Below are 18,830 nucleotides of genomic sequence, written 5' to 3' on the forward strand. Positions count from 1 at the left end.
TTATAACTATAAATAAACACCCCTTAAGAATTATCATTTAAACTGTTTTAGTTTTAATGAATCATAGGACTTTTCTCGAAGATAATCATTTCCCCCATTACGCTCACCATCAATACCATAAAAACTGCTCTGTTCGCTTTAACTTTAACATAATATTCCAATTATAAATCCCTTATTCTAAAAAAAAATTGACACAAGAGGATTGTCTTCATTGACGACCTTCTTGTGTTAATTCTTCTTGAACTATCCTGCCTCGATAGTTCAAGAAGAAAAAGCTGACTTAAAGACAACTCCGATCTTCTGCTAACGCACCCGTTCGTTCATTAAGAAAAGCGATTCTTATTAAAGAATCGCTCCCGTTGCGGAAAATATGTAACTTCCTTTTATATGTTGATCCAAAGATAGTAACAGGAAAATTATCGGTTTAAATCCATATATTATTTTCAGCAGTTAGTTTTAAATTAGTTTCACCCGTGTTGACTACACCTTTAGGCTCTACCAGCATTATATGGCATTCCTTTTCAGCATAAGGCTTATGCTCCACACCTTTTGGTATCACATACATTTCTCCTTTGGAAAGTTTAACCTCTCCATCGCGGAATGCGATGGACATCTCGCCGTCTATCACGATGAATGCCTCATCGGTGTCTTTATGATCGTGCCATACAAAATCCCCCTGAATCTTAACTAACTTAAACTGATAGTCATTCATTTCACCAATGACTTTGGGCGACCAGTGTTCACTGAATTTGGACAGTTTCTCGCTAAGATTAATAGCATTATAATTGATATAAATCCCCCCAGAACTATTCTTACCTTTATTTTACAACTTCCATAGATTAATTACTATTTTGATGAAGACCTCAAAAGTTTCTGCTGATCTTCCACAAAATGGTCCAATTGTTGAACAAAGACCAAACACTACTCTTGAATCAACCTGCCCCGTTAGTGCCTTAAGAAAAAGAGTTGCAGCAGCAACCTACCTTATTTGCACCTAGTTAAAGATTGATATACTTAATGATGAATGACTCCTGCCAATGTCAAAGATAGGACTCAGACTTCCACTTTTCGCCTATCCATAAAAAATTTTACAAAAAAAAGACTTCCATACACAGTATGAAGTCTTTTTGGAAGGCTCTTTTCGTAAAGATTGATGTTTTTAAAACGAAACTATTTAAGGTTGATTGGAGCGGAAGTGCGAGACTCCTGCGGGAGCAGCGGGACAGGTGAGACCCCACAGGCGTTTACGTCGAGGAGGCTCACCGCCCGCCCCGCGGAAAGCGAGCATCTGGAGGGGAAATCAACCACAACTCACTACCTGGTAAATAGCAACAAAGTATGTGAAAACAGCCTTTTGGAAAGAGAAGAGTATTACGGTTTTAAAACGACTTTTATACATTCATCCTCACGATTATTAAAAATTCGATAACCATGACTTGCTTCTTCAAGGGACATTTTGTGTGTGATAATTTCTCTTGGGTCAAATTCGTTATTTGTTATTTTTTTAAACAATTCTGGCATAAAATGAATGACTGGAGCCTGTCCCATTCTAAGATTAATATTTCTAACCCAAAATGCACCTAATGGGAATAAATTATAGTTACCTCCGTAAACTCCAGTCATTTGCACTGTCCCATACTTTCGGACAGCTTTAGTAGAAATTTGAATAGGCCCAAGGGTTCCGCCCTGCAGTTTGAATTTTTGTTCCAGAAACTCTAGGGGTGATTTCTTTCCATCCATACCAACACAATCGATGACGACATCTGCCCCACCATGTGTGATCTCTTTTAAATGTTCCCCCATATCAGGGTATTTTGTGAACTCAAATACCTCAACATTGTTCATCTTTTTCGCATGATTGATTCGGTAATCCAAGTAATCAACTGCTATTACACGCTTTGCACCTTCCATCCAGGCAAATTTTTGTACCATCAACCCAACAGGTCCGCATCCAAGAACAATAACTGTATCGCCTGATTTTACACCTGCATTTTTTACACTCCAATAAGCTGTTGGCAGAACATCCGATAAAAAGAGCAGTGACTCATCCTCCAATTCGCATGACTCGGGGATAACAAAGGGAGTGAAGTTTCCAAAAGGGACTTTTAAATATTCAGCCTGACCACCTGGATGGTTACCGAACTTCTCAGTATAACCAAAGTATCCTCCAGAATCATAATGAGGGTTTGAGTTATCGCATTGGCTTTCCATTTCATGTTGGCAATAAAAGCAATGTCCGCATGAAACATTAAAGGGAACGACAACACGGTCTCCCTTTTTTACTTTTGTCACTTCAGGTCCAACTTCTTCTACAATCCCCATTGGTTCGTGGCCAATAATATATCCTGGGGGCAATGGCATGTTACCTTGATATAAATGCAAATCAGATCCACAAATAGCAGTAGAAGTAATCTTAACTATAATATCGTCTTTTTTTTCTAATTTTGCATCCTCTACTTGGTTAACCTGTACATGATTTGGTCCTTGATAAGTTACAGCCTTCATAAATGTAGGGCCCTCCTAAATTCTAAAACTGTTAACACTCTTAACTATCGTCAACAAAGAAAGTAAATAATATACTTATTCACTCTTAGCGTAATTGTTTTATGTAAGTTAAAGAAGTCGCACCGTTTTGACCACGAAGTAATGGTGGTAGCCTTCGAATTAGTTATTGTAAGTGTATATACCGTGAATTAATTCGGGGAAATAATTTGCTAGTAACAGACCATTTCATAACCCTTACTGAACTAAACTGACCTGCCCCCATAGTTCAACAAGAGAAATGAACAAAAAAAGAACCCCTTTGCAATAAAGAAGTCCTTATTCATTCATTCAATTTCAGTTGCAAATTGAAACAATTCCGGGTGATGTATAGCCATATATATCCAGATAAAAGGTTTGGCATCTGTTCGTTTTTTACCATTTATGCATGATTTTATAAGTACAAAAACCATTAATTACCCTTAATTTATTTGATTTGCTCCGCCAACTCTAAAATAATTCCCTCTGGTCCACGACAGTAGCATAACTTATAACTATCTTCATATTGTTGTATCTCACTAAAGATTTCCGTACCTTTCTTTTTCAATTTGGCAACAAGAGCTTCTATATCTTCAACAGCAAATGCAATATGCCGGATGCCCAGGGTATTTGCAAAAGGTTGCTGACTATCTTTTTCATCTGACGGCGTATAAAATTTAATTAGCTCTATCCATGCCTGACCGTCTGGCTTCCCCAATCCTACACATGCTACTTTAACGTCATTAAGCCCACTCATCCGATCCATCAAATCTCCTTCCATTTCCCATTCCCCTTGCACTTCAAGTCCAAAATCGAGAAAAAACTCTTTAGCAGCAGAGAGATCATTTACGATTACACCTACATGATCTATTCTGTGGATCTTCATATTTCATACCTCCTTTGTTCCTGTTATTTTGCAATATCCTGTATTCTTACATTCTAATTCTCTAAAAACAGAAAATAACCTTCTTGTTGAAGAAAGGCAAAGAGCACTCTTCAATATCCTGCCCCGTTAGTGCCATAAGAAAAAGAGCTTCTGATCAGCTCTTGATTACTTTTAGTCAAATTTTTATGGTAAAAGAAAAAGCTGCGTTAGAACGTTTTCTCTCCCGCAACTTTTACTTTATCTACCATTTAGTTTTTGAATTCTGGGGTTAACGATGGATGTGTTAGCTTTGGTTAGTTTACCTGCTCCCCAAACTTCTTCCCGAATTCTTCCATTAAATCAATAATAGGAATGAGTTCTTCCCCTTTTGAGGATAATGAATACTCAACACGAGGAGGAACCTCTGGATAAATTTTGCGATTAATTAAACCAGCTGTTTCTAGTTCTCGAAGTTGTTTTGTAAGAGAACCTTGTGAAATATCCCCTAAAAAAGCTTTGATTTCACTATAACGGCGCTCTTTGGACTTTATAAACCAAAGAATGAGATATTTCCAACGTCCAGATAGTATATTTTGGGTATAGGCAATGCCATATACTTCTCTCTGTTCCTTTATACACTTTTTGTCAAATCCATCCTTACATATTCTAGACACCCATTCACCTGCTTTCTACTGTTAGGTACAAAAAAATGTACTATGGCAATTTTTATTGCCTTCTTCAAAGAAATGAGAATTGGTTATATTCTAGTATATGTAATAAAAACACTCAATATTTTTAATATCTAATGAGATATGTTTACGGATTGATAAAGTGGTGATATTCATTCAGATAAAAATATCAATGTTAACTTTAAGCAGAACAACTCTTTGATATACAAATTCTTTAGGAGGAGAAATGATGAAATTTGGAATTATAGGTGCTGGAACAATCGGGTCGATCATTTCTAAAAAATTAGTTAAGAATGGACATGATGTAAAAATTGCAGATGCACGAGGAATTGAACATTTAGAAGGAAAAGAGCTTGCTGGAACACCTGTCCTTATAGAAGATGTAATGACCAATATTGAAGTTCTTATAATATCTCTCCCTTTAACAGCACTGCCAAGCATTCGGAACATTATCGAGCAAGTTGGGGAGGAAGTAATCGTCGTAGATACTTCAAATTATTACCCTAGCAGAGACAATAAAATTGCAGAAATTGAGAACGGGATGGTTGAAAGTGATTGGGTTTCCAATCAATTAGGTAAACCTATCATCAAAGCTTTCAACAACTTGTTAGCCTATACTTTAGAAAATGAGGGAACCCCCGAAGGTACTAGTGGACGCATTGCCATGGCGATTGCTGGTAATGACGTATCACAAAAACAAATAATCATGGACGTAGTAAACCAGCTAGGCTTCGACACAGTGGATAGTGGTTCTTTAAGTGATTCGTGGAGACAACAGCCGGGAACTCCTGCATACTGCACAGAACTAACAAAAGAAGAACTAACAAAAGCATTGGAAAAAGCAAATAAAGAAAAAGCCCCATTCCTGCGGGATAAGGTAATAGAGAAGCTATCAGCTTCTAACTTCCCCCTCGCAAATAAAGATATCGTGTATATGAACAGAGAAATATATAATTCATAAAACAAAAAGGTGCACTCAGTTTAAAGTGTACCTTTTTGTATATTGCCACCAAACAATCCACAAAAGCCTTTCCAGTCCGATCTCGATTTTTTTTCATGATAAAAAGCTACCCATTAAGAGTGGGTAGCTAGTATTACATGTTATTTGAAAACAATTTGCAGTTTTCCAGATACACTTCCGGAAGAGTATCCATCTTTAACATCTACATAAAATTTACCTATTCTCATATCTGTGAATAAGGTCTTTCCACCAGCTAAGCTATGATAGCCTGTGCACTTTCCAGTACTGGCATTGCAGAGACGGGTCCATATGTTACTATAATTAGTCAACAACTTACTTCCAGAAGAAGTCTTTAAATAGATTGGGGAAACCAGTTCTACCTGTAAGTCACTACCTCTGTTAGGATTTCCAATTTCACCATCCCATTTTCCATCTTCTGTTTGAAAAGAATACTGAGGAACACTTGCTTGTGCGGAAGAATTGCCTAATACCATCCCACCTACCAGAACTAACACAAAGGTACTTAAGATTGCAAATAAGTTTTTAATGTTATTTCCTCCTCCCATTTTATCCCTTTTATAATATCAGAATAAACTGATTATTAAAATGATTAAAAATGACTATACCTTCTTAGCTTCAAACATGTTTTCGTTTCGTCATCTTCATCGCTTTACAGTTCCAGTCACTACGTTTTGAAAAATCCTGCATTTATTTTCTTTTGGAGCGCATGCCTTTAAGTTTTGTAATGTCATCTTGCTTAAGCAACAGGTTATACATTTCACTGTTAACATCATATATGGCAATTTTCCCTTGATTATTATAATGAATTCCCCAACCATAATTTTTCACTAAAGGAGAAGCCCTGAAACAAGCCTTGGATTTTGAAAAGAACTGTTCTCGAAGTTCAGCTGCATTTTCCGCTTCCATTTGATTTTTGATTAAATATGTTTTGAATTTTACGTCTTCTTGTGTAAATTTATAGGGGTTATTGTTAATCAAATCATGCTCAATATAAGCAATGGTCGGTTTTTCGTTTCTGATGACAGGGACCTTTGCTGAAGAAACTTTTGAATCCTCTGAAATGGTAATAAGTGTGTTCTTATAACTCATATAATAACCTCCTTAGTCTACATACCATATCATACCATTATTTCCCTCCACCATCCTGCCCCTTTGGCTCTATAAAAAAAGCGTCGCTTCGTTATGTCTTCATAGCAATACAGATGATGAAAGGCTTTCGTTAATGGGCTTTGAAGAAGGGTCACCATAACGATCATTATAGGAATTAATCTACTAAAAAAGGCTACTTAACGTAACCTTTTTTAGCACAATCATTTTCTATTTACCTTTGACTTTAAGGGCCTTAATTACTTCTTCTGTTGCCTCAGCAATAAGCTCGTCGTTATAATCAGCATCTTTTTCATCACGACTTGAAAGTACAGCAAGAACAATAGGATCTCCTTTTGATGGCCAAATGATCGCAATATCATTCCGCGTACCATATGATCCCGCTCCAGTCTTATCAGCCACTACCCAACCTTTCGGCACTCCAGCACGAATTAACGCATCTCCAGTAGTATTTCTCTTCATCCAATCTATTAAAAGTTCACGTTTCTCAGTTGGAAGTGCATCTCCCAATGTAAAAGCCTGAAGACTAGTAGCAAGTGCTATTGGTGTACTCGTATCATGCGTTTCACCAGGATTAACTACATTTAAATCTGGCTCAATTCGCTCAGGGTTGGTAACATTATCTCCAATTCCCTCCAGTACTTTTTTAAATCCAGCCGGTCCCCCCAGTTGTTCAAGGATAAGGTTTCCAGCAGTATTGTCACTGTATCGAAGCGAAGCATCAGAAAGCTCCTTTAGGGTCATCCCCGTATCAACATGCTTTTCGGTAATCGGATTATAATTAACAAGATCCTCACTTGTATAGGTAATTCTTTGATTAAGGTCTTCTATTGATTTCTGGTGTAGAAGTGCCCCTACAGCCAGAGCCTTATGGGTAGATGTAAACGCAAATCGTTCGTTCTCATGAAATTCCACGGTTTTTTTCGTTCCTGTATCAATGGCATAGACCCCAAGCTTTGCATCATATTCCTTCTCAAGTTGTTCAAATTTCTTGATTGTGGCTTCTTTTGCCGTATTATTTTCCGATGTTTGGTTAGTTCCCCCGGTTTGTTCTGTTTCCGACTGTTGTACAACCTGTTTTTCCTCATCTGAGCAGCCTGCAACCATAAGCACCAAGCCTATTGGTGCCAGTATTTGATAAAACCATCTTTTGTTCATCATGTAAACCTCCTAATTATTTGATTAGACTCTTATGTACGAATTGAAAAAACAACCTCATGCAAGGAATTTTAACAGATTACGTTTGTAGTCTGATTACATCTGTAGTATAGTATTACATATGTAATCAAAGAAAGTCAATTCTTTATTTTTTTACCATCAAGCCACTATAAATTTGCTATAAACCTGTTTTATAAATTTAAAAGTCAAGAGAGGTGGTATTGAAGGACATGTTTTTAAGCTACTTTATAATAGGTCTATTGGTGTCTTCATTTTCCGTTACTGTTATCCTCCTTATACGAAGATGGTTTGGAAGACAATTAACAGCAAAATGGCACTATCATTTGTGGATGTTTCTTTTTATGGCTTTAGCACTTCCTTTCATACCTACTGATTTATATAATTTTAGTTCTCTCTTTAGCAGCGGGGATATAAATCAGATTAATGTACCCAGCTCTAATATGGAAAAAAACGGGACCGATATGATGCAGGGCCTACACCTCATACAAGACTTTTCTGTATCGGTCAATCGGCCGGACCTGTCCTTACTTAATAGGGGAGTGATGGGTTTATGGATGTCAGGGATGCTTTTATTTACCTTTACCATGGTTCGTGGATGGCTCACAATCAGAAGGATAAAGAATTATTCTTCTCCGTTTTCCAATCAAGAAGTTCTCGTGCTTTTCGAAGAATGCAAGAAAAGACTGCAGATAAAAAAACCAATAGAGATTGTTATTTCGAATAGAGTCCAATCTCCAATGATATTCGGGCTTTTTCAAACATATATCGTCTTACCTTCTCAGCATGAAAACTGGCTTAGCTTGAAAAATTACGAGTATATCTTTCTTCATGAACTGAATCACTATAAAAACAAGGATTTGCTGACAAATTACGTGATATTGTTCTATCAAATCATTTATTGGTTTAATCCCCTTGTTTGGCTTGCTTTTAGAGAAATGAGATTGGATCGGGAAATCGCATGTGATACATCTGTTTTACAGTTACTGGATGATCATTCCATTAGTGAATATGGAAATACTATCATTAATTTTTTGGATCTTTCAAAACGGTCAAGTAATCTACAGTTGGTGACACAATTAAACGGTTCGAAGCTTCAAATCAAAAAACGAATTGAACAAATTTCTGCCTATAAGCATTCCGCAAAAAAATCATTAAGAAAAAGCGTCTTCATTTATGTGTTGGCCAGTATCATTTTGACAATCCAATTACCTTTCGTTTCCGCATTTGCGACGGAAAACGACCGATACTATTTTAAAAATGACGGAGTAGTTTATGAGGATTTACAGCAATTCTTTAAAGGGTATGATGGAAGCTTTGTTTTATTTGATCATAACGCACAGCAATATCGCATTTTTAATGAAGAGAAAAGCACTTTGCGAGTATCACCTGATTCCACATACAAAATCTATAGTGCCTTATTTGCTCTAGAATCAAATGTGATATCACCCGAAGAATCCAAACTTTCATGGGATGGGACGGAGCAACCCTATGAAGCTTGGAATATGGATCAGGATGTCTCATCTGCTTTACAAAAATCTGTAAACTGGTATTTTCAAGAATTAGATCGTCGAACAGGATTTGAAACAATTCAATCCAATCTACAAGAGATAAACTATGGGAATTCCGATGTATCTGGGGAATTTAGTGAATTCTGGAACGAATCCTCATTAAAAATTTCTCCTGTCGAACAAGTCCAACTGCTGCAAGCCTTTTATAACAATCAATTTGGATATAAGGAAAGGCATATCCAAGCCGTGAAGGAAGCACTACTCTTAGAAAAGAATGAAGAAGCTCGCCTATCAGGAAAAACAGGCACAGGAGCAGTGAATGGAAAAAACATCAATGGTTGGTTTATCGGGTATGTAGAGACGAAGAACAACACTTATTTCTTTGCTACCAATATACAAAATGAAGATGATTCATCCGGAAGCAAAGCGGGAGAAATCACTTTATCAATTTTAAAAGATTTAGGAATCTATAAATGAAAATGAAGGGGAGAAATATGGAGAAAAACATTCCTAGTATATCAGAATCAGAATGGGAAATCATGAACGTACTTTGGGATAAAGCCCCTCAAACAGCGAATGACATCATACTTTCCTTACAGGAAAGTACCGATTGGAAACCGAAAACCATACGGACCCTTCTCGATCGATTGGTTCAAAAAGATGTAGTAGGTGTCAATAAAGATCAAAGAGTTTACACCTTTTACCCGCTTTATTCACAGGAAGAGTGCCAGCGTGCCGAGACCGAATCATTTATCAAACGTATCTATGGAGGGACCATGAAATCCATGCTTGTCCAATTCATTCACGAAGATACCCTATCTGATGATGATATCAATGAACTGCGCACTATTTTAAATAAAAAACCTAAAAAGTAATCCTATTAAAAAAGTCGATATGGAAATTAAACACCTATAAGAATGAAGAAAGCCTACGATCCTTGTTATGTAAGGAAGGGGCTTTCTTTTATTTCAGTTATACATTTAACTAACTTACTGCTCGGTGAGATAATCTCCTTACATCATACATGTGTTGGTTTTTTTATGAAAAAACGTCTTATAAAGAAAGAATGGGAAGCTCACATCCAAGATTTTAAAGAAAGTGGATTATCAAAGGCTGCGGATCTGCAGCCTTTTTCATGTCCAAGTAACTCCAGAGCACGGTTAGCAATGATTTCATTTATAATTTATTCATATTTATTGATGTACCAGCCCCCCTTGGATAGGATCGACAATGATCTCATCTGTAGCTTCAATAATTACATCCCCAAGTCCTTCATATGAACGTTTCAGATCCATATTGGCGAGAGCCGTAGCTTTTTTAACTAGCGCTAAAGCTTTAATCAGCTACAGTCTCAATAACAAATTAGCAAATAAAGAAGCCCGTTCAGGGAGTGTATCAATTTGAATATGTTCATATTCTGCATGAATTCCTTTTCCACACGAACCTAAACCGTCAAGAGTTGGAACACCAATAGCTGCTGTAAAATTCCCATCACTTCCTCCACCAACAGATGCTTCTTCTAATTTCATGCCAAGTTCGGATGCAATAGATTGAGCACATTCAAACAGTTCTCTTGTTTGCTCAGATTTCACCATTGGTGGTCGATTCAAGCCACCGGTTATTTCTAATTTGATTCCTTTTATAACTGGTTTTAAATTCAAAATAATATTCGTCACTCGTCTTGCTTCTTCTTCTGTTGAGACACGTAAGTCAACATGAGCTTCTGCGTATTCGGGAACCACGTTTCTCCCACTTCCTCCAGTAAACGTTCCTACATTGACAGTTGTTCCTTTTTCGTAATTGGTCAATTCTTGCAGTACAATTACTTGCCGAGCTAGTTCTTCAATAGCATTGATGCCTTCTTCATGATGATTACCAGCATGGGCAGCCCGTCCCCATATTTTTATAACGAAAGATCCTGTTCCTTTGCGAGCTGTTTTTAAAGCTCCTGATCCAGCTACAGCAGGTTCAGCCACTAATACAGCCTCACTTTTTTGTGCTTCTTCTTCAATGTATTTCTTAGAAGCGCCTGAACCAATTTCTTCATCTGAATTGCAAAGAAAAACGACTTTTTTATTTAACGGAAGATTTAGCTCTTGAATGGCTTTGATTGCCCATAAAGATTGGATAATACCACCTTTCATATCTAAAATACCAGGGCCATACAGTTTATTTCCTTCCTTTCTAAGGCTAAGTCTGCCTTCTTTCCAAACTGTATCGAAATGACCTATGATCAAAATTTGTGGTTTACCTTCTCCGATTGTAAATTTCAGGTGATTCCCCACTTTTTTTTCTTCTATTAATTCGTATTCTACATCCAATCGCTTTTGAAAGAGCTGGCTTAAATATGTACCGCACTCATCAACTAATTCTTTATTGTATGAAGGTGATTCTTTTTTTACAAATTCAATCAAATCATCCAACATATCTTGTTTATGAACTTCGAGATAGCTAGAAACGTCATTTTCGATTAGTAACTTACTCAAAATAATTCCTCCCCTAAAACACTTCTGTACATTTTTATCTTTCAATTAATGTATTTGCAAGAATTATGCCATTTTTTTTCTTTATAAAATCAACTACCTTTGTTTCTTAGTGTTATTTATAGGTTATTTTTTAAGTTGTTAATACCTATAAAACAGCCTATAAATGATCCGCTTATTTAATATAAGCCGCTTTGTAGAAGCTATTCCTTTCCTCACAGAATTGGCATGCTTTTTGCATTATGTTTAATTGTGAGTATTCGTACTCGAATCTTAGTTCAAAATAAAGGAAATACAAGCAGAGGAGGAGAGACTTTCAAGCTTTATCATTGAAATGCTATAATAATAAGGGGGAAATATATTTATGCAATCTACGGCTCGAAAACTGGTTCCTAAACCTATTAAAAGTAAAACATTTAAACAACCTGATGCTTATGTTCTTTTGTTTTATATTTTAATTGCCTGCACCATTGCGACATATCTTGTACCGGCCGGAGTATTCGATCGAATTAAAAAAGGTGATATTACGATGACTGTCCCTGGAAGTTATCATGTAGTAAAATCCACTCCTGTTAATTTTCTTGAAATTTTTACTGCAATTCAAAGTGGAATGGTCGCCGGTGCTCCTTTAATTTTTCTTATTTTATTTACTGGTGGTGCATTGGCAGTTATTGATAAAACGGGAGCGATTGATACTTTCATTCGGAGTATTATTAATTTATGTAAGGGGAAGGTACTTCTACTCATTATTCCTATTTGTTTCATGTTTTCTATACTTGGTACTACCGGAATTATCGTGAACTCCGTTATTGCCTTTATCCCTATAGGTGTAATGATTGCTCGCAAATTAAAATTAGACGCTATTTTTGGAGTAGCTATCACTTATCTAGGTACTTATGCAGGGTGGAATGTTTCTGTGATAAGCCCACAAACATTAGGCTTATCACAGCGTATTGCTGAGCTTCCATTATTATCTGGAATGGGTTTCCGTATTGTCATTTATCTAACTTTCTTACTATGTACAATATTATATATATATCGATATGCACGTAAAGTTCAGAACACTGGGCAAAGTATTTTAGGTTTAGAAAGATTTCCTAATTCTTTAGGTGTCAGCGAGGACAAAATACAAACACAGAAATTAACATTACAACATAAGCTTGTTTTATTATTTTCAGGTGGATCTTTACTAACATTTATTATTTGCACACTCATTTTAAAATGGACTGAAAGCGAAATGGCAGGTTTATTTATTTTTATAGCTATAGGTGCTGGGCTTATCTCTCGAATGAATGTGAATGATATCGCTAAAACATTTATGGCCGGATGTCAGAAACTTGTATACGGTGCATTAATTGTAGGAATGGCCCGAGCTGTAATTGTTGTGCTTGAACACGGCCAACTTCTCGATACCATTATATACCACCTTGCGACTCTTTTGGCTCCACTTTCTCCTGTTACAGGAACCTTAGGTATGTTTTTAGGAAGTGCAGCTCTTCATTTTTTAATTTCTTCTGGTTCAGGAGAATCAGCTATGTTAATGCCCATATTGGTGCCACTTGCTGATTTGTTGCATATTACTCGTCAAGTAGCTGTACAATCTGTTTTATTTGGGGAAGGCGTAGTGAACTGTATTAATCCAACCTCAGGTGTGTTAATGGCAATATTGGCTACTAGTGGTATTTCATATGGCAAATGGCTTAAATTTATGATTCCTTTAACGATCTTATGGGCAATCTTAGCAGCCATTTTCTTAACAATTGGTGTATTAATTAAATGGGGGCCTTTTTAAGTTACCTTAAAATTTATTAGAATAAGAGCAAAAATGTAATTGTGTGGTAAGGAGAAGAAGATGAAAAAGCCTACTATACTTCTTGTAACTAGCACTAAAACAGTAATCAAAACATTTGAAGAAAATCTTCAAATGTTTTTTGGTTCAAAAATTGACATTGATACATGTTATGAAACATTGCCATTAAATGAGAAGGTTATCCATAAAGCTGATTTAATTTTACTGTCTAGCCCAGTGCTAGAAGAAGCTTTTAGAGAATTGAATTTACATATTCCTCTTATGGTTGCTCGACGTTCTGTTCAAATTGCAAAGTTAGAACAGCTTTTGGATTTGCCTGCTAAAACAAAAATTTTATTAGTTACTACCTCTATGGAAGGGGCTAGAGACTCTATTGATGTTCTACACGCCTTTGGATTTGGACATTTAATGTTAATTCCTTATATTCCTGGTCTTACAAGCGTCGAGCAGACAGAGAACCTAGACTTGGCTATTACGTTTGGACAAGCTGAACTAGTGCCGAAACATATCAAAAGCACTATCAATTTAGAAAACCGACCAATTGATTTAACAACTATGCTTGATATTGCTCGTCTTTTAAACCTTTCCTTAGAAAAGGCGCATTTCTATACGGCAGAATTCTTTAAAGATTTTGTGAATATGGGAAGGAATTTATCATTAGCCATTCAAAATGAAAAACAATTAACACAAAAATTAGAATCGATTTTAAATGCAGTACATGAAGGGATTATAGGGCTAGATGAAAAAGGCATTATTACATTGATAAATGAAGATGCATATCAAATTCTACAACTCCCTTCTATAAATTTTATTGGAAAGCATTATAGAGAAATTCTACCTGATTTTCAGATTAATGAGACATATTTAGATCAAAAAGAACAACTTGATAACTTATTTCAAATAAACAATCGCTCTTTGCTAGTATCGAAAGTTCCTTTAATCTTGAACAAACAACTAGTAGGCCTTGTCATCACATTTCAAGATGTTACAAGGGTTCAAAGAATGGAGCAAGAAATTAGACGGAAAAGTACAGAGTTAGGTTTAACCACAAAATATTCATTTGACAATATTATTGGGGAAAGTTCTTTGATTTTATCTGCAAAACAAAAATCAGTTCAATTAGCTAAAAGTGATTATACAGTGTTAATTACTGGAGAGAATGGTACTGGAAAAGAAGTCTTTGCTCAAGCTATACATAATAGTTCCGAAAGAAAAGATGGTCCATTTGTGGCTGTTAATTTTGCAGGACTAAGCGAAACGCTAATAGAAAGTGAATTATTTGGATATGAAGGTGGGGCATTTACAGGAGCTAGAAAAGAAGGAAAAATGGGCTTATTTGAATTAGCCCATAATGGAACTATTTTCATGGATGAAATTGGGGATGCTTCCCTAAGTCTTCAAGCATCCCTTCTACGCGTTCTTCAAGAACGTCAAGTTATGCGTGTAGGTGGCAATAAAATAATACCGATAAATGTACGAGTTATTGCAGCTACCAATCAAAACTTACATCAAATGATTCGAGAAGGTGCGTTTCGAGAAGATTTATATTATCGTCTAAATGTTCTACCATTGCAAATCCCTTCACTTAGAGAAAGGAAGCAGGATTTATTTGTATTTATAGATTTCTTTTTAAAATCAAATAAGAAAAATCTAATGTTTGAATCAAATGTAAAAAAACTTTTAATGAATTATAATTGGCCAGGTAATATACGAGAACTTGAAAATTTTTTCCATTATTTAATGGTCACTGTTGAAGGGAATGTAGTCACTAAAATTCATCTACCAGATCAGATTTTACTATCACAAGAGACTGTTAGCTCCTCTGATAATTCATTATCAGAGATTGATGAGACACTCCTCTTCTTAAAAACGGGAAGTTTTTTAGAAGATTATAAATCGATATTACAAATACTATGGAATTGTAAAAAGAGAGGAAAGAACGTGGGTAGAGGTGTGATACAAGAAATGCTCCCTTATTTTTTGTCAGATTCCAAATTGCGCCATCGATTATCAATATTAAATAAAGCTAATTGCATTAAAGTCGGAATTAGAAAACAGGGAACAGAGATTACAGAAGTTGGTATAAAGATACTTAATAAATTAAACGAGTGAATATTGCATTCAAATTGGGTTTTGGTAAAAACTTTAAGTTCCTAAGTAAGATAAAAACGGACAGAAATAATTTTTATTCTGTCCGATTTTATCTTAAAATGCGTATACTTCGCAATCAGCTGGCACTAAAACATTAGAGGATATTCCTTTTACTTATTTTGTGTATTACCTTATTGATGCTGCAATAGATTCGGTATTGAATGCTGTCTAATGATTCCGTCTTGTAATGCTTTGTAATCACACTTTGTGGAAGCATACTTATACCTAGACCAGCTGCACACAACCGATGATTCCATCTATATGCCATATTCCATTATCTTATTGGGTATCATCTCCTCTGATAGCCATTGTTCAAACTTTTCACGATAAGCACATCCTGAATGAAATACAAGCAACGTCCTTATTTGAATTTCTTTGATAGAAGAAGCTATTGGAGGATGAACTGTATCTGTAATGAGCAGCAGTTCCTCTCCGAATACTTCTAAAAATCGCGATGCACCTAGACCTCCTACCGCAATTTTTTCACAATCCGAAACAATACGATGTAGACTAAATCTTATATATATCTTCTTCGTTTGGTAGAGAAGAAATCGCTCCTACCTTTGTACACACGGCAGCACCCACTTTATTTGCAAAAAGAATGATCTCTTTAAGTTTATTAAAATCACTAAGAATTGTGTCATAGGACTCAAGGTTTGCAAATTGAAATAAAGCAGCACCGACAAATGCATCACCAGCACCAGTTGAGTCAATTGAATTTACTTCGACACTGTTTATTACACTCATTCCACTTCCATTTGAAAGAAGAGTACCTTCCCATCCAAGGGTAACAGCCACTATTCTTGCCCCTAAATGATGGAGCATTGCTATTCCATCATATTTATCCATTTTTCCCGTGATTATTTCAAGCTCTACTTCGCTTACTTTTACAAAGTCAGCCATTGATATACCCTTTCTGGCTAAACTAATAAATTCAGCCACTCTATTTTTCCATAAATCATGTCGGAAGTTAGGGTCAAACGAAAGAAATATCCCCCTATTTTGTGCAAATTCCATTGCCTTTAAATAAGTTGTTTTAAAAGGGTCTTCCAGAAATGCAGTTGCAGATCCAAAGTGAATGATCTTTGCACCACTTAATCTATCTAGGTATAAGTTATCCTCTGTTAAATTTCGATCCGCTCCTCTATTGAATACAAAATCCCTTTCACCATTTGCTTGTAAAGAAACAAATGCTAAAGTAGTTGGTGCTAAATCATCAGTAACAATCATCGATGTATCAACCCCCACCTCTTTTATCGTTTCTATTAAAAATAATCCAAATGGGTCATTTCCTACTTTTCCAATAAGACTTGCTTCCCCACCTAGCCTTGAAATAGCAGCTGCGACATTCGCTGGTGCACCCCCGGCTTTCTTTAGAAAATGATTACCTTCCATTAAATTAACATCAATATCTGTACAATAAAAATCGATCAAAAGCTCCCCAACGCATATGACTGCGCGGTTTGTTTTATTCATTTACATTACATCTCCATTCTTGTGATTTAGGTAAAATGAAAGGCTATCGATCATTTTCGATAGCCTTCATAAACTCTCACTATCAACCCATCTTTAATAGGATTGAAATTTAGTCTTTATCTTTTCCATATACTCTTTAAAGGGTATATTTTCAAAGACTTTAATGTAACTTCTCCACCCTTGCTATAAATTTGTAATCCTTTACTTGATGGATCCGGGAAAATTTGATCAGAAATAACCGTTTCACCTTTGTTTCCAAACACTTCTACAGCAGATCGGTCAATGAAAATATGCATTTTCACAGTCCCATTTAATGTATTTAACGGTCCGTCATGCTTACCGACTACATTGTTCCCATAATCAAAGCTTCCTGAATTTGAACGGTCTACGAATAATTGTTTGGTGGCAACATCATAGCCAATAGTCGTATATTCAGTTGCTCCTTTACGAACTTGAAAGCCGAATTCAGTTGCTTTTATATCATCTACATCAAACTCAGCTATCATTTCAAATGTATCTTCTGATAGTTTAGATAGGAGATTACTTTCACCAGATATGACTTTATTTTTATATGAAATTTTTTCACTCTTATCTCGAATGGTTTTTAAAGAAACTGGTGTTTGTTTTAAACGTAAACCTTCTTCTGTCTGAGTTAGCTCCATCTTTCTTGGCAATGTCGTTGAACTTCTCCAAGTCGAAGTTGGTGTATGATTTGCATATTGCCAATTACTCATCCAGCCAATCCAATATTTTTCGCCATTCTTCCCTTCAATTCCGCTCCAATCAACTGCGGCATAATAATCTGCCCCGTAGTCAGTCCATAACACTTGATTGGAAGGGTTTTCATTTTTAAACGTTTTCCCGTCAAAGGTACCTACAAAATATTGCATACCTGATCCGCCTGCAGGAGCGCCATCATTAATGCTTACCTGTAGTACCCATTTTGTTTTTGAAGGGTCACCATCAATTGGTAATTCGATGAGAGTAGGACATTCCCAAATCCCTCCGTTACTGCCATGAGTAGAAGGTATCCACTCTCCAGAAACAGCAGACCAGTCTGTAAGGATGCCGCTTTCTTTCGAATCGCCTTTCTCAGGCTCTTTGGCAACTTGGTCTACTTCATTTGGCATGGCCCCTTCATTATAAACATTAACATCATCCATGTTTATATGACCCCAACCACCTGTAGCTTGGTCTACAGCTTTAATATATAACACTTCTCCAATGTATTTAGACGCATCCCAGACGTATTTTTGATATTTTTCATCTTTAAATTTGGTATTGGCTTGTCGAATTAATTCTTGATCATCAGAGGCTCTCACTAACGAAACATAGCGGGTGTTGATATCATTACCACCACCCAACAGAAAGTTGATTTCTCCAGAGCCACCTAGTTTAAAATATGAGGAGTGCAGTTCACCTGTTGCGTCATCTCCCTTTTGTAGATCAGTAAACCCCCATAAGTGGTAGTTTCCTTGGTGGCCGAAATCCCCTCCCCAGTATGATGGTACATTTGTCACATGATCTTTTGTGAAAGCATTACCTTCGATTGTACTCCACCCAGTTAGATCACCTGTCTCAAAATCATGATTAATAATTTCCTTCTCATCTGTCATGATGTTCTTACCAACTTGAACATCTTGGAATAACGTGGATGACTTCCAAACATTTAAGCCAAAATGCCCTGATGAAAAAGTTGAATCATTTACATCATGAATGAGATTACCATCTAAAGAAATTTTAATATTTTTTCCATGGGTGCTTGCTTTTAAATGGTACCTTTTATCTGTATCTAGATTTATTGTTTTTTCAGCTAGAATGGATATGTCTCCATTTTCGATTTTCATGATTTTTATTGTATCGTTTAAAGCATCGATATTCGCCATATAACCGTTTGTTGCATTAGGATCTGCACGAAAAACGAGCGAGCCTGCTCCATTGCCACCTTTTTCCCCAGATATCTCAATGTTTGCTTCATAAAAAAAGTTATCCCCTGTTTGACCGCTCATTACAAACGCATCCTCCGTAGAGGTTCCACTTTTTCCATCCATTGTGTTCTC

15 protein-coding genes and 1 pseudogene are annotated in these 18,830 nt (G+C 36.2%); 5 read left to right on the forward strand and 11 right to left on the reverse strand.

All coding sequences use genetic code 11. The features are described from left to right. Positions 1 to 424: 424 nt before the first annotated feature. The 4 genes from NYE65_RS08175 to NYE65_RS08190 form a co-directional block, all read right to left on the reverse strand. On the reverse strand, positions 425 to 790 hold the full coding sequence (locus tag NYE65_RS08175) for a cupin domain-containing protein (RefSeq protein WP_340862109.1): 366 nt from the start codon (positions 788 to 790) through the stop codon (positions 425 to 427). Between the two features lie 581 nt (positions 791 to 1,371). Then, positions 1,372 to 2,505 carry a zinc-dependent alcohol dehydrogenase gene (locus NYE65_RS08180; protein ID WP_072273612.1) on the reverse strand — a complete coding sequence of 378 codons (1,134 nt, stop codon included), beginning with the start codon at positions 2,503 to 2,505 and terminating at the stop codon, positions 1,372 to 1,374. 463 nt (positions 2,506 to 2,968) lie between these two features. Further along, positions 2,969 to 3,406, reverse strand: coding sequence for a VOC family protein (locus NYE65_RS08185; protein ID WP_063590018.1), 438 nt, complete (start codon positions 3,404 to 3,406; stop codon positions 2,969 to 2,971). A 293-nt stretch (positions 3,407 to 3,699) separates the two neighbouring features. Beyond that, positions 3,700 to 4,059 (reverse strand): winged helix-turn-helix transcriptional regulator, encoded by a 360-nt coding sequence (locus NYE65_RS08190; protein ID WP_340860431.1) that lies wholly within the window; start codon positions 4,057 to 4,059, stop codon positions 3,700 to 3,702. 244 nt (positions 4,060 to 4,303) lie between these two features. Between NYE65_RS08190 and NYE65_RS08195 the strand changes: the two genes are divergently transcribed. Continuing rightward, positions 4,304 to 5,035: an NADPH-dependent F420 reductase gene (locus NYE65_RS08195; protein ID WP_340860432.1), complete on the forward strand. Its 732-nt coding sequence runs from the start codon at positions 4,304 to 4,306 to the stop codon at positions 5,033 to 5,035. 140 nt (positions 5,036 to 5,175) lie between these two features. Here the strand turns inward: NYE65_RS08195 and NYE65_RS08200 are convergent, their stop codons facing one another. From NYE65_RS08200 to bla, 3 genes are all read right to left on the reverse strand, one after another. Then, complete coding sequence (locus NYE65_RS08200) at positions 5,176 to 5,601, reverse strand: hypothetical protein (RefSeq protein ID WP_340860434.1); 426 nt, start codon at positions 5,599 to 5,601, stop codon at positions 5,176 to 5,178. 142 nt (positions 5,602 to 5,743) lie between these two features. Next, a complete protein-coding gene (locus NYE65_RS08205) occupies positions 5,744 to 6,145 on the reverse strand; it encodes a DUF6157 family protein (RefSeq protein ID WP_340860435.1) in 402 nt (133 codons plus the stop codon). Positions 6,146 to 6,373: 228 nt separating this feature from the next. Then, entirely contained in the window at positions 6,374 to 7,321 is a 948-nt protein-coding gene (bla, locus tag NYE65_RS08210) for a class A beta-lactamase (protein WP_340860436.1), read from the reverse strand. Positions 7,322 to 7,551: 230 nt separating this feature from the next. Here bla and NYE65_RS08215 point away from each other — a divergent pair, with 230 nt between their 5' ends. Continuing rightward, a complete protein-coding gene (locus NYE65_RS08215; protein WP_340860437.1) occupies positions 7,552 to 9,327 on the forward strand; it encodes a BlaR1 family beta-lactam sensor/signal transducer in 1,776 nt (591 codons plus the stop codon). Between the two features lie 17 nt (positions 9,328 to 9,344). Further along, positions 9,345 to 9,725, forward strand: a complete 381-nt coding sequence (gene blaI / locus NYE65_RS08220) for a penicillinase repressor BlaI (protein ID WP_034304552.1) — start codon at positions 9,345 to 9,347, stop codon at positions 9,723 to 9,725. 251 nt (positions 9,726 to 9,976) lie between these two features. Here the strand turns inward: blaI and NYE65_RS08225 are convergent. Together NYE65_RS08225 and NYE65_RS08230 are read right to left on the reverse strand one after the other, a co-directional pair. Further along, positions 9,977 to 10,193: pseudogene (locus NYE65_RS08225) on the reverse strand (hypothetical protein); the annotation flags it as partial. Then, entirely contained in the window at positions 10,194 to 11,336 is a 1,143-nt protein-coding gene (locus NYE65_RS08230) for a M20 family metallopeptidase (RefSeq protein WP_445670408.1), read from the reverse strand. 361 nt (positions 11,337 to 11,697) lie between these two features. On the opposite strand from NYE65_RS08230, the gene NYE65_RS08235 reads away from it, so the two are divergent. Both NYE65_RS08235 and NYE65_RS08240 read left to right on the forward strand, forming a co-directional pair. Then, positions 11,698 to 13,125, forward strand: a complete 1,428-nt coding sequence (locus NYE65_RS08235) for a YfcC family protein (protein ID WP_445670409.1) — start codon at positions 11,698 to 11,700, stop codon at positions 13,123 to 13,125. A gap of 60 nt (positions 13,126 to 13,185) precedes the next feature. Further along, a complete protein-coding gene (locus NYE65_RS08240; RefSeq protein ID WP_328178202.1) occupies positions 13,186 to 15,255 on the forward strand; it encodes a sigma-54 interaction domain-containing protein in 2,070 nt (689 codons plus the stop codon). A gap of 549 nt (positions 15,256 to 15,804) precedes the next feature. Here the strand turns inward: NYE65_RS08240 and NYE65_RS08245 are convergent. Both NYE65_RS08245 and NYE65_RS27195 read right to left on the reverse strand, forming a co-directional pair. After that, positions 15,805 to 16,770: a carbohydrate kinase family protein gene (locus NYE65_RS08245; protein WP_340860440.1), complete on the reverse strand. Its 966-nt coding sequence runs from the start codon at positions 16,768 to 16,770 to the stop codon at positions 15,805 to 15,807. A gap of 116 nt (positions 16,771 to 16,886) precedes the next feature. Continuing rightward, on the reverse strand, positions 16,887 to 18,821 hold the full coding sequence (locus tag NYE65_RS27195; RefSeq protein ID WP_445670445.1) for a GH32 C-terminal domain-containing protein: 1,935 nt from the start codon (positions 18,819 to 18,821) through the stop codon (positions 16,887 to 16,889). Positions 18,822 to 18,830 lie beyond the last annotated feature (9 nt).

The sequence above is a fragment of the Peribacillus sp. FSL R5-0717 genome, from assembly GCF_038002945.1.
Taxonomy (GTDB): Bacteria; Bacillota; Bacilli; order Bacillales; family DSM-1321; genus Peribacillus; species Peribacillus frigoritolerans.

Coding starts and splice junctions, on each gene's coding strand:
- NYE65_RS08180 (WP_072273612.1), bottom strand. CDS start 2,505: ATGAAGGCTGTAACTTATCAAGGACCAAATCATGTACAGGTTAACCAA.
- NYE65_RS08185 (WP_063590018.1), bottom strand. CDS start 3,406: ATGAAGATCCACAGAATAGATCATGTAGGTGTAATCGTAAATGATCTC.
- NYE65_RS08195 (WP_340860432.1), top strand. CDS start 4,304: ATGAAATTTGGAATTATAGGTGCTGGAACAATCGGGTCGATCATTTCT.
- NYE65_RS08200 (WP_340860434.1), bottom strand. CDS start 5,601: ATGGGAGGAGGAAATAACATTAAAAACTTATTTGCAATCTTAAGTACC.
- NYE65_RS08205 (WP_340860435.1), bottom strand. CDS start 6,145: ATGAGTTATAAGAACACACTTATTACCATTTCAGAGGATTCAAAAGTT.
- bla (WP_340860436.1), bottom strand. CDS start 7,321: ATGAACAAAAGATGGTTTTATCAAATACTGGCACCAATAGGCTTGGTG.
- NYE65_RS08215 (WP_340860437.1), top strand. CDS start 7,552: ATGTTTTTAAGCTACTTTATAATAGGTCTATTGGTGTCTTCATTTTCC.
- blaI (WP_034304552.1), top strand. CDS start 9,345: ATGGAGAAAAACATTCCTAGTATATCAGAATCAGAATGGGAAATCATG.
- NYE65_RS08235 (WP_445670409.1), top strand. CDS start 11,698: ATGCAATCTACGGCTCGAAAACTGGTTCCTAAACCTATTAAAAGTAAA.
- NYE65_RS08240 (WP_328178202.1), top strand. CDS start 13,186: ATGAAAAAGCCTACTATACTTCTTGTAACTAGCACTAAAACAGTAATC.
- NYE65_RS08245 (WP_340860440.1), bottom strand. CDS start 16,770: ATGAATAAAACAAACCGCGCAGTCATATGCGTTGGGGAGCTTTTGATC.
- NYE65_RS27195 (WP_445670445.1), bottom strand. CDS start 18,821: ATGGATGGAAAAAGTGGAACCTCTACGGAGGATGCGTTTGTAATGAGC.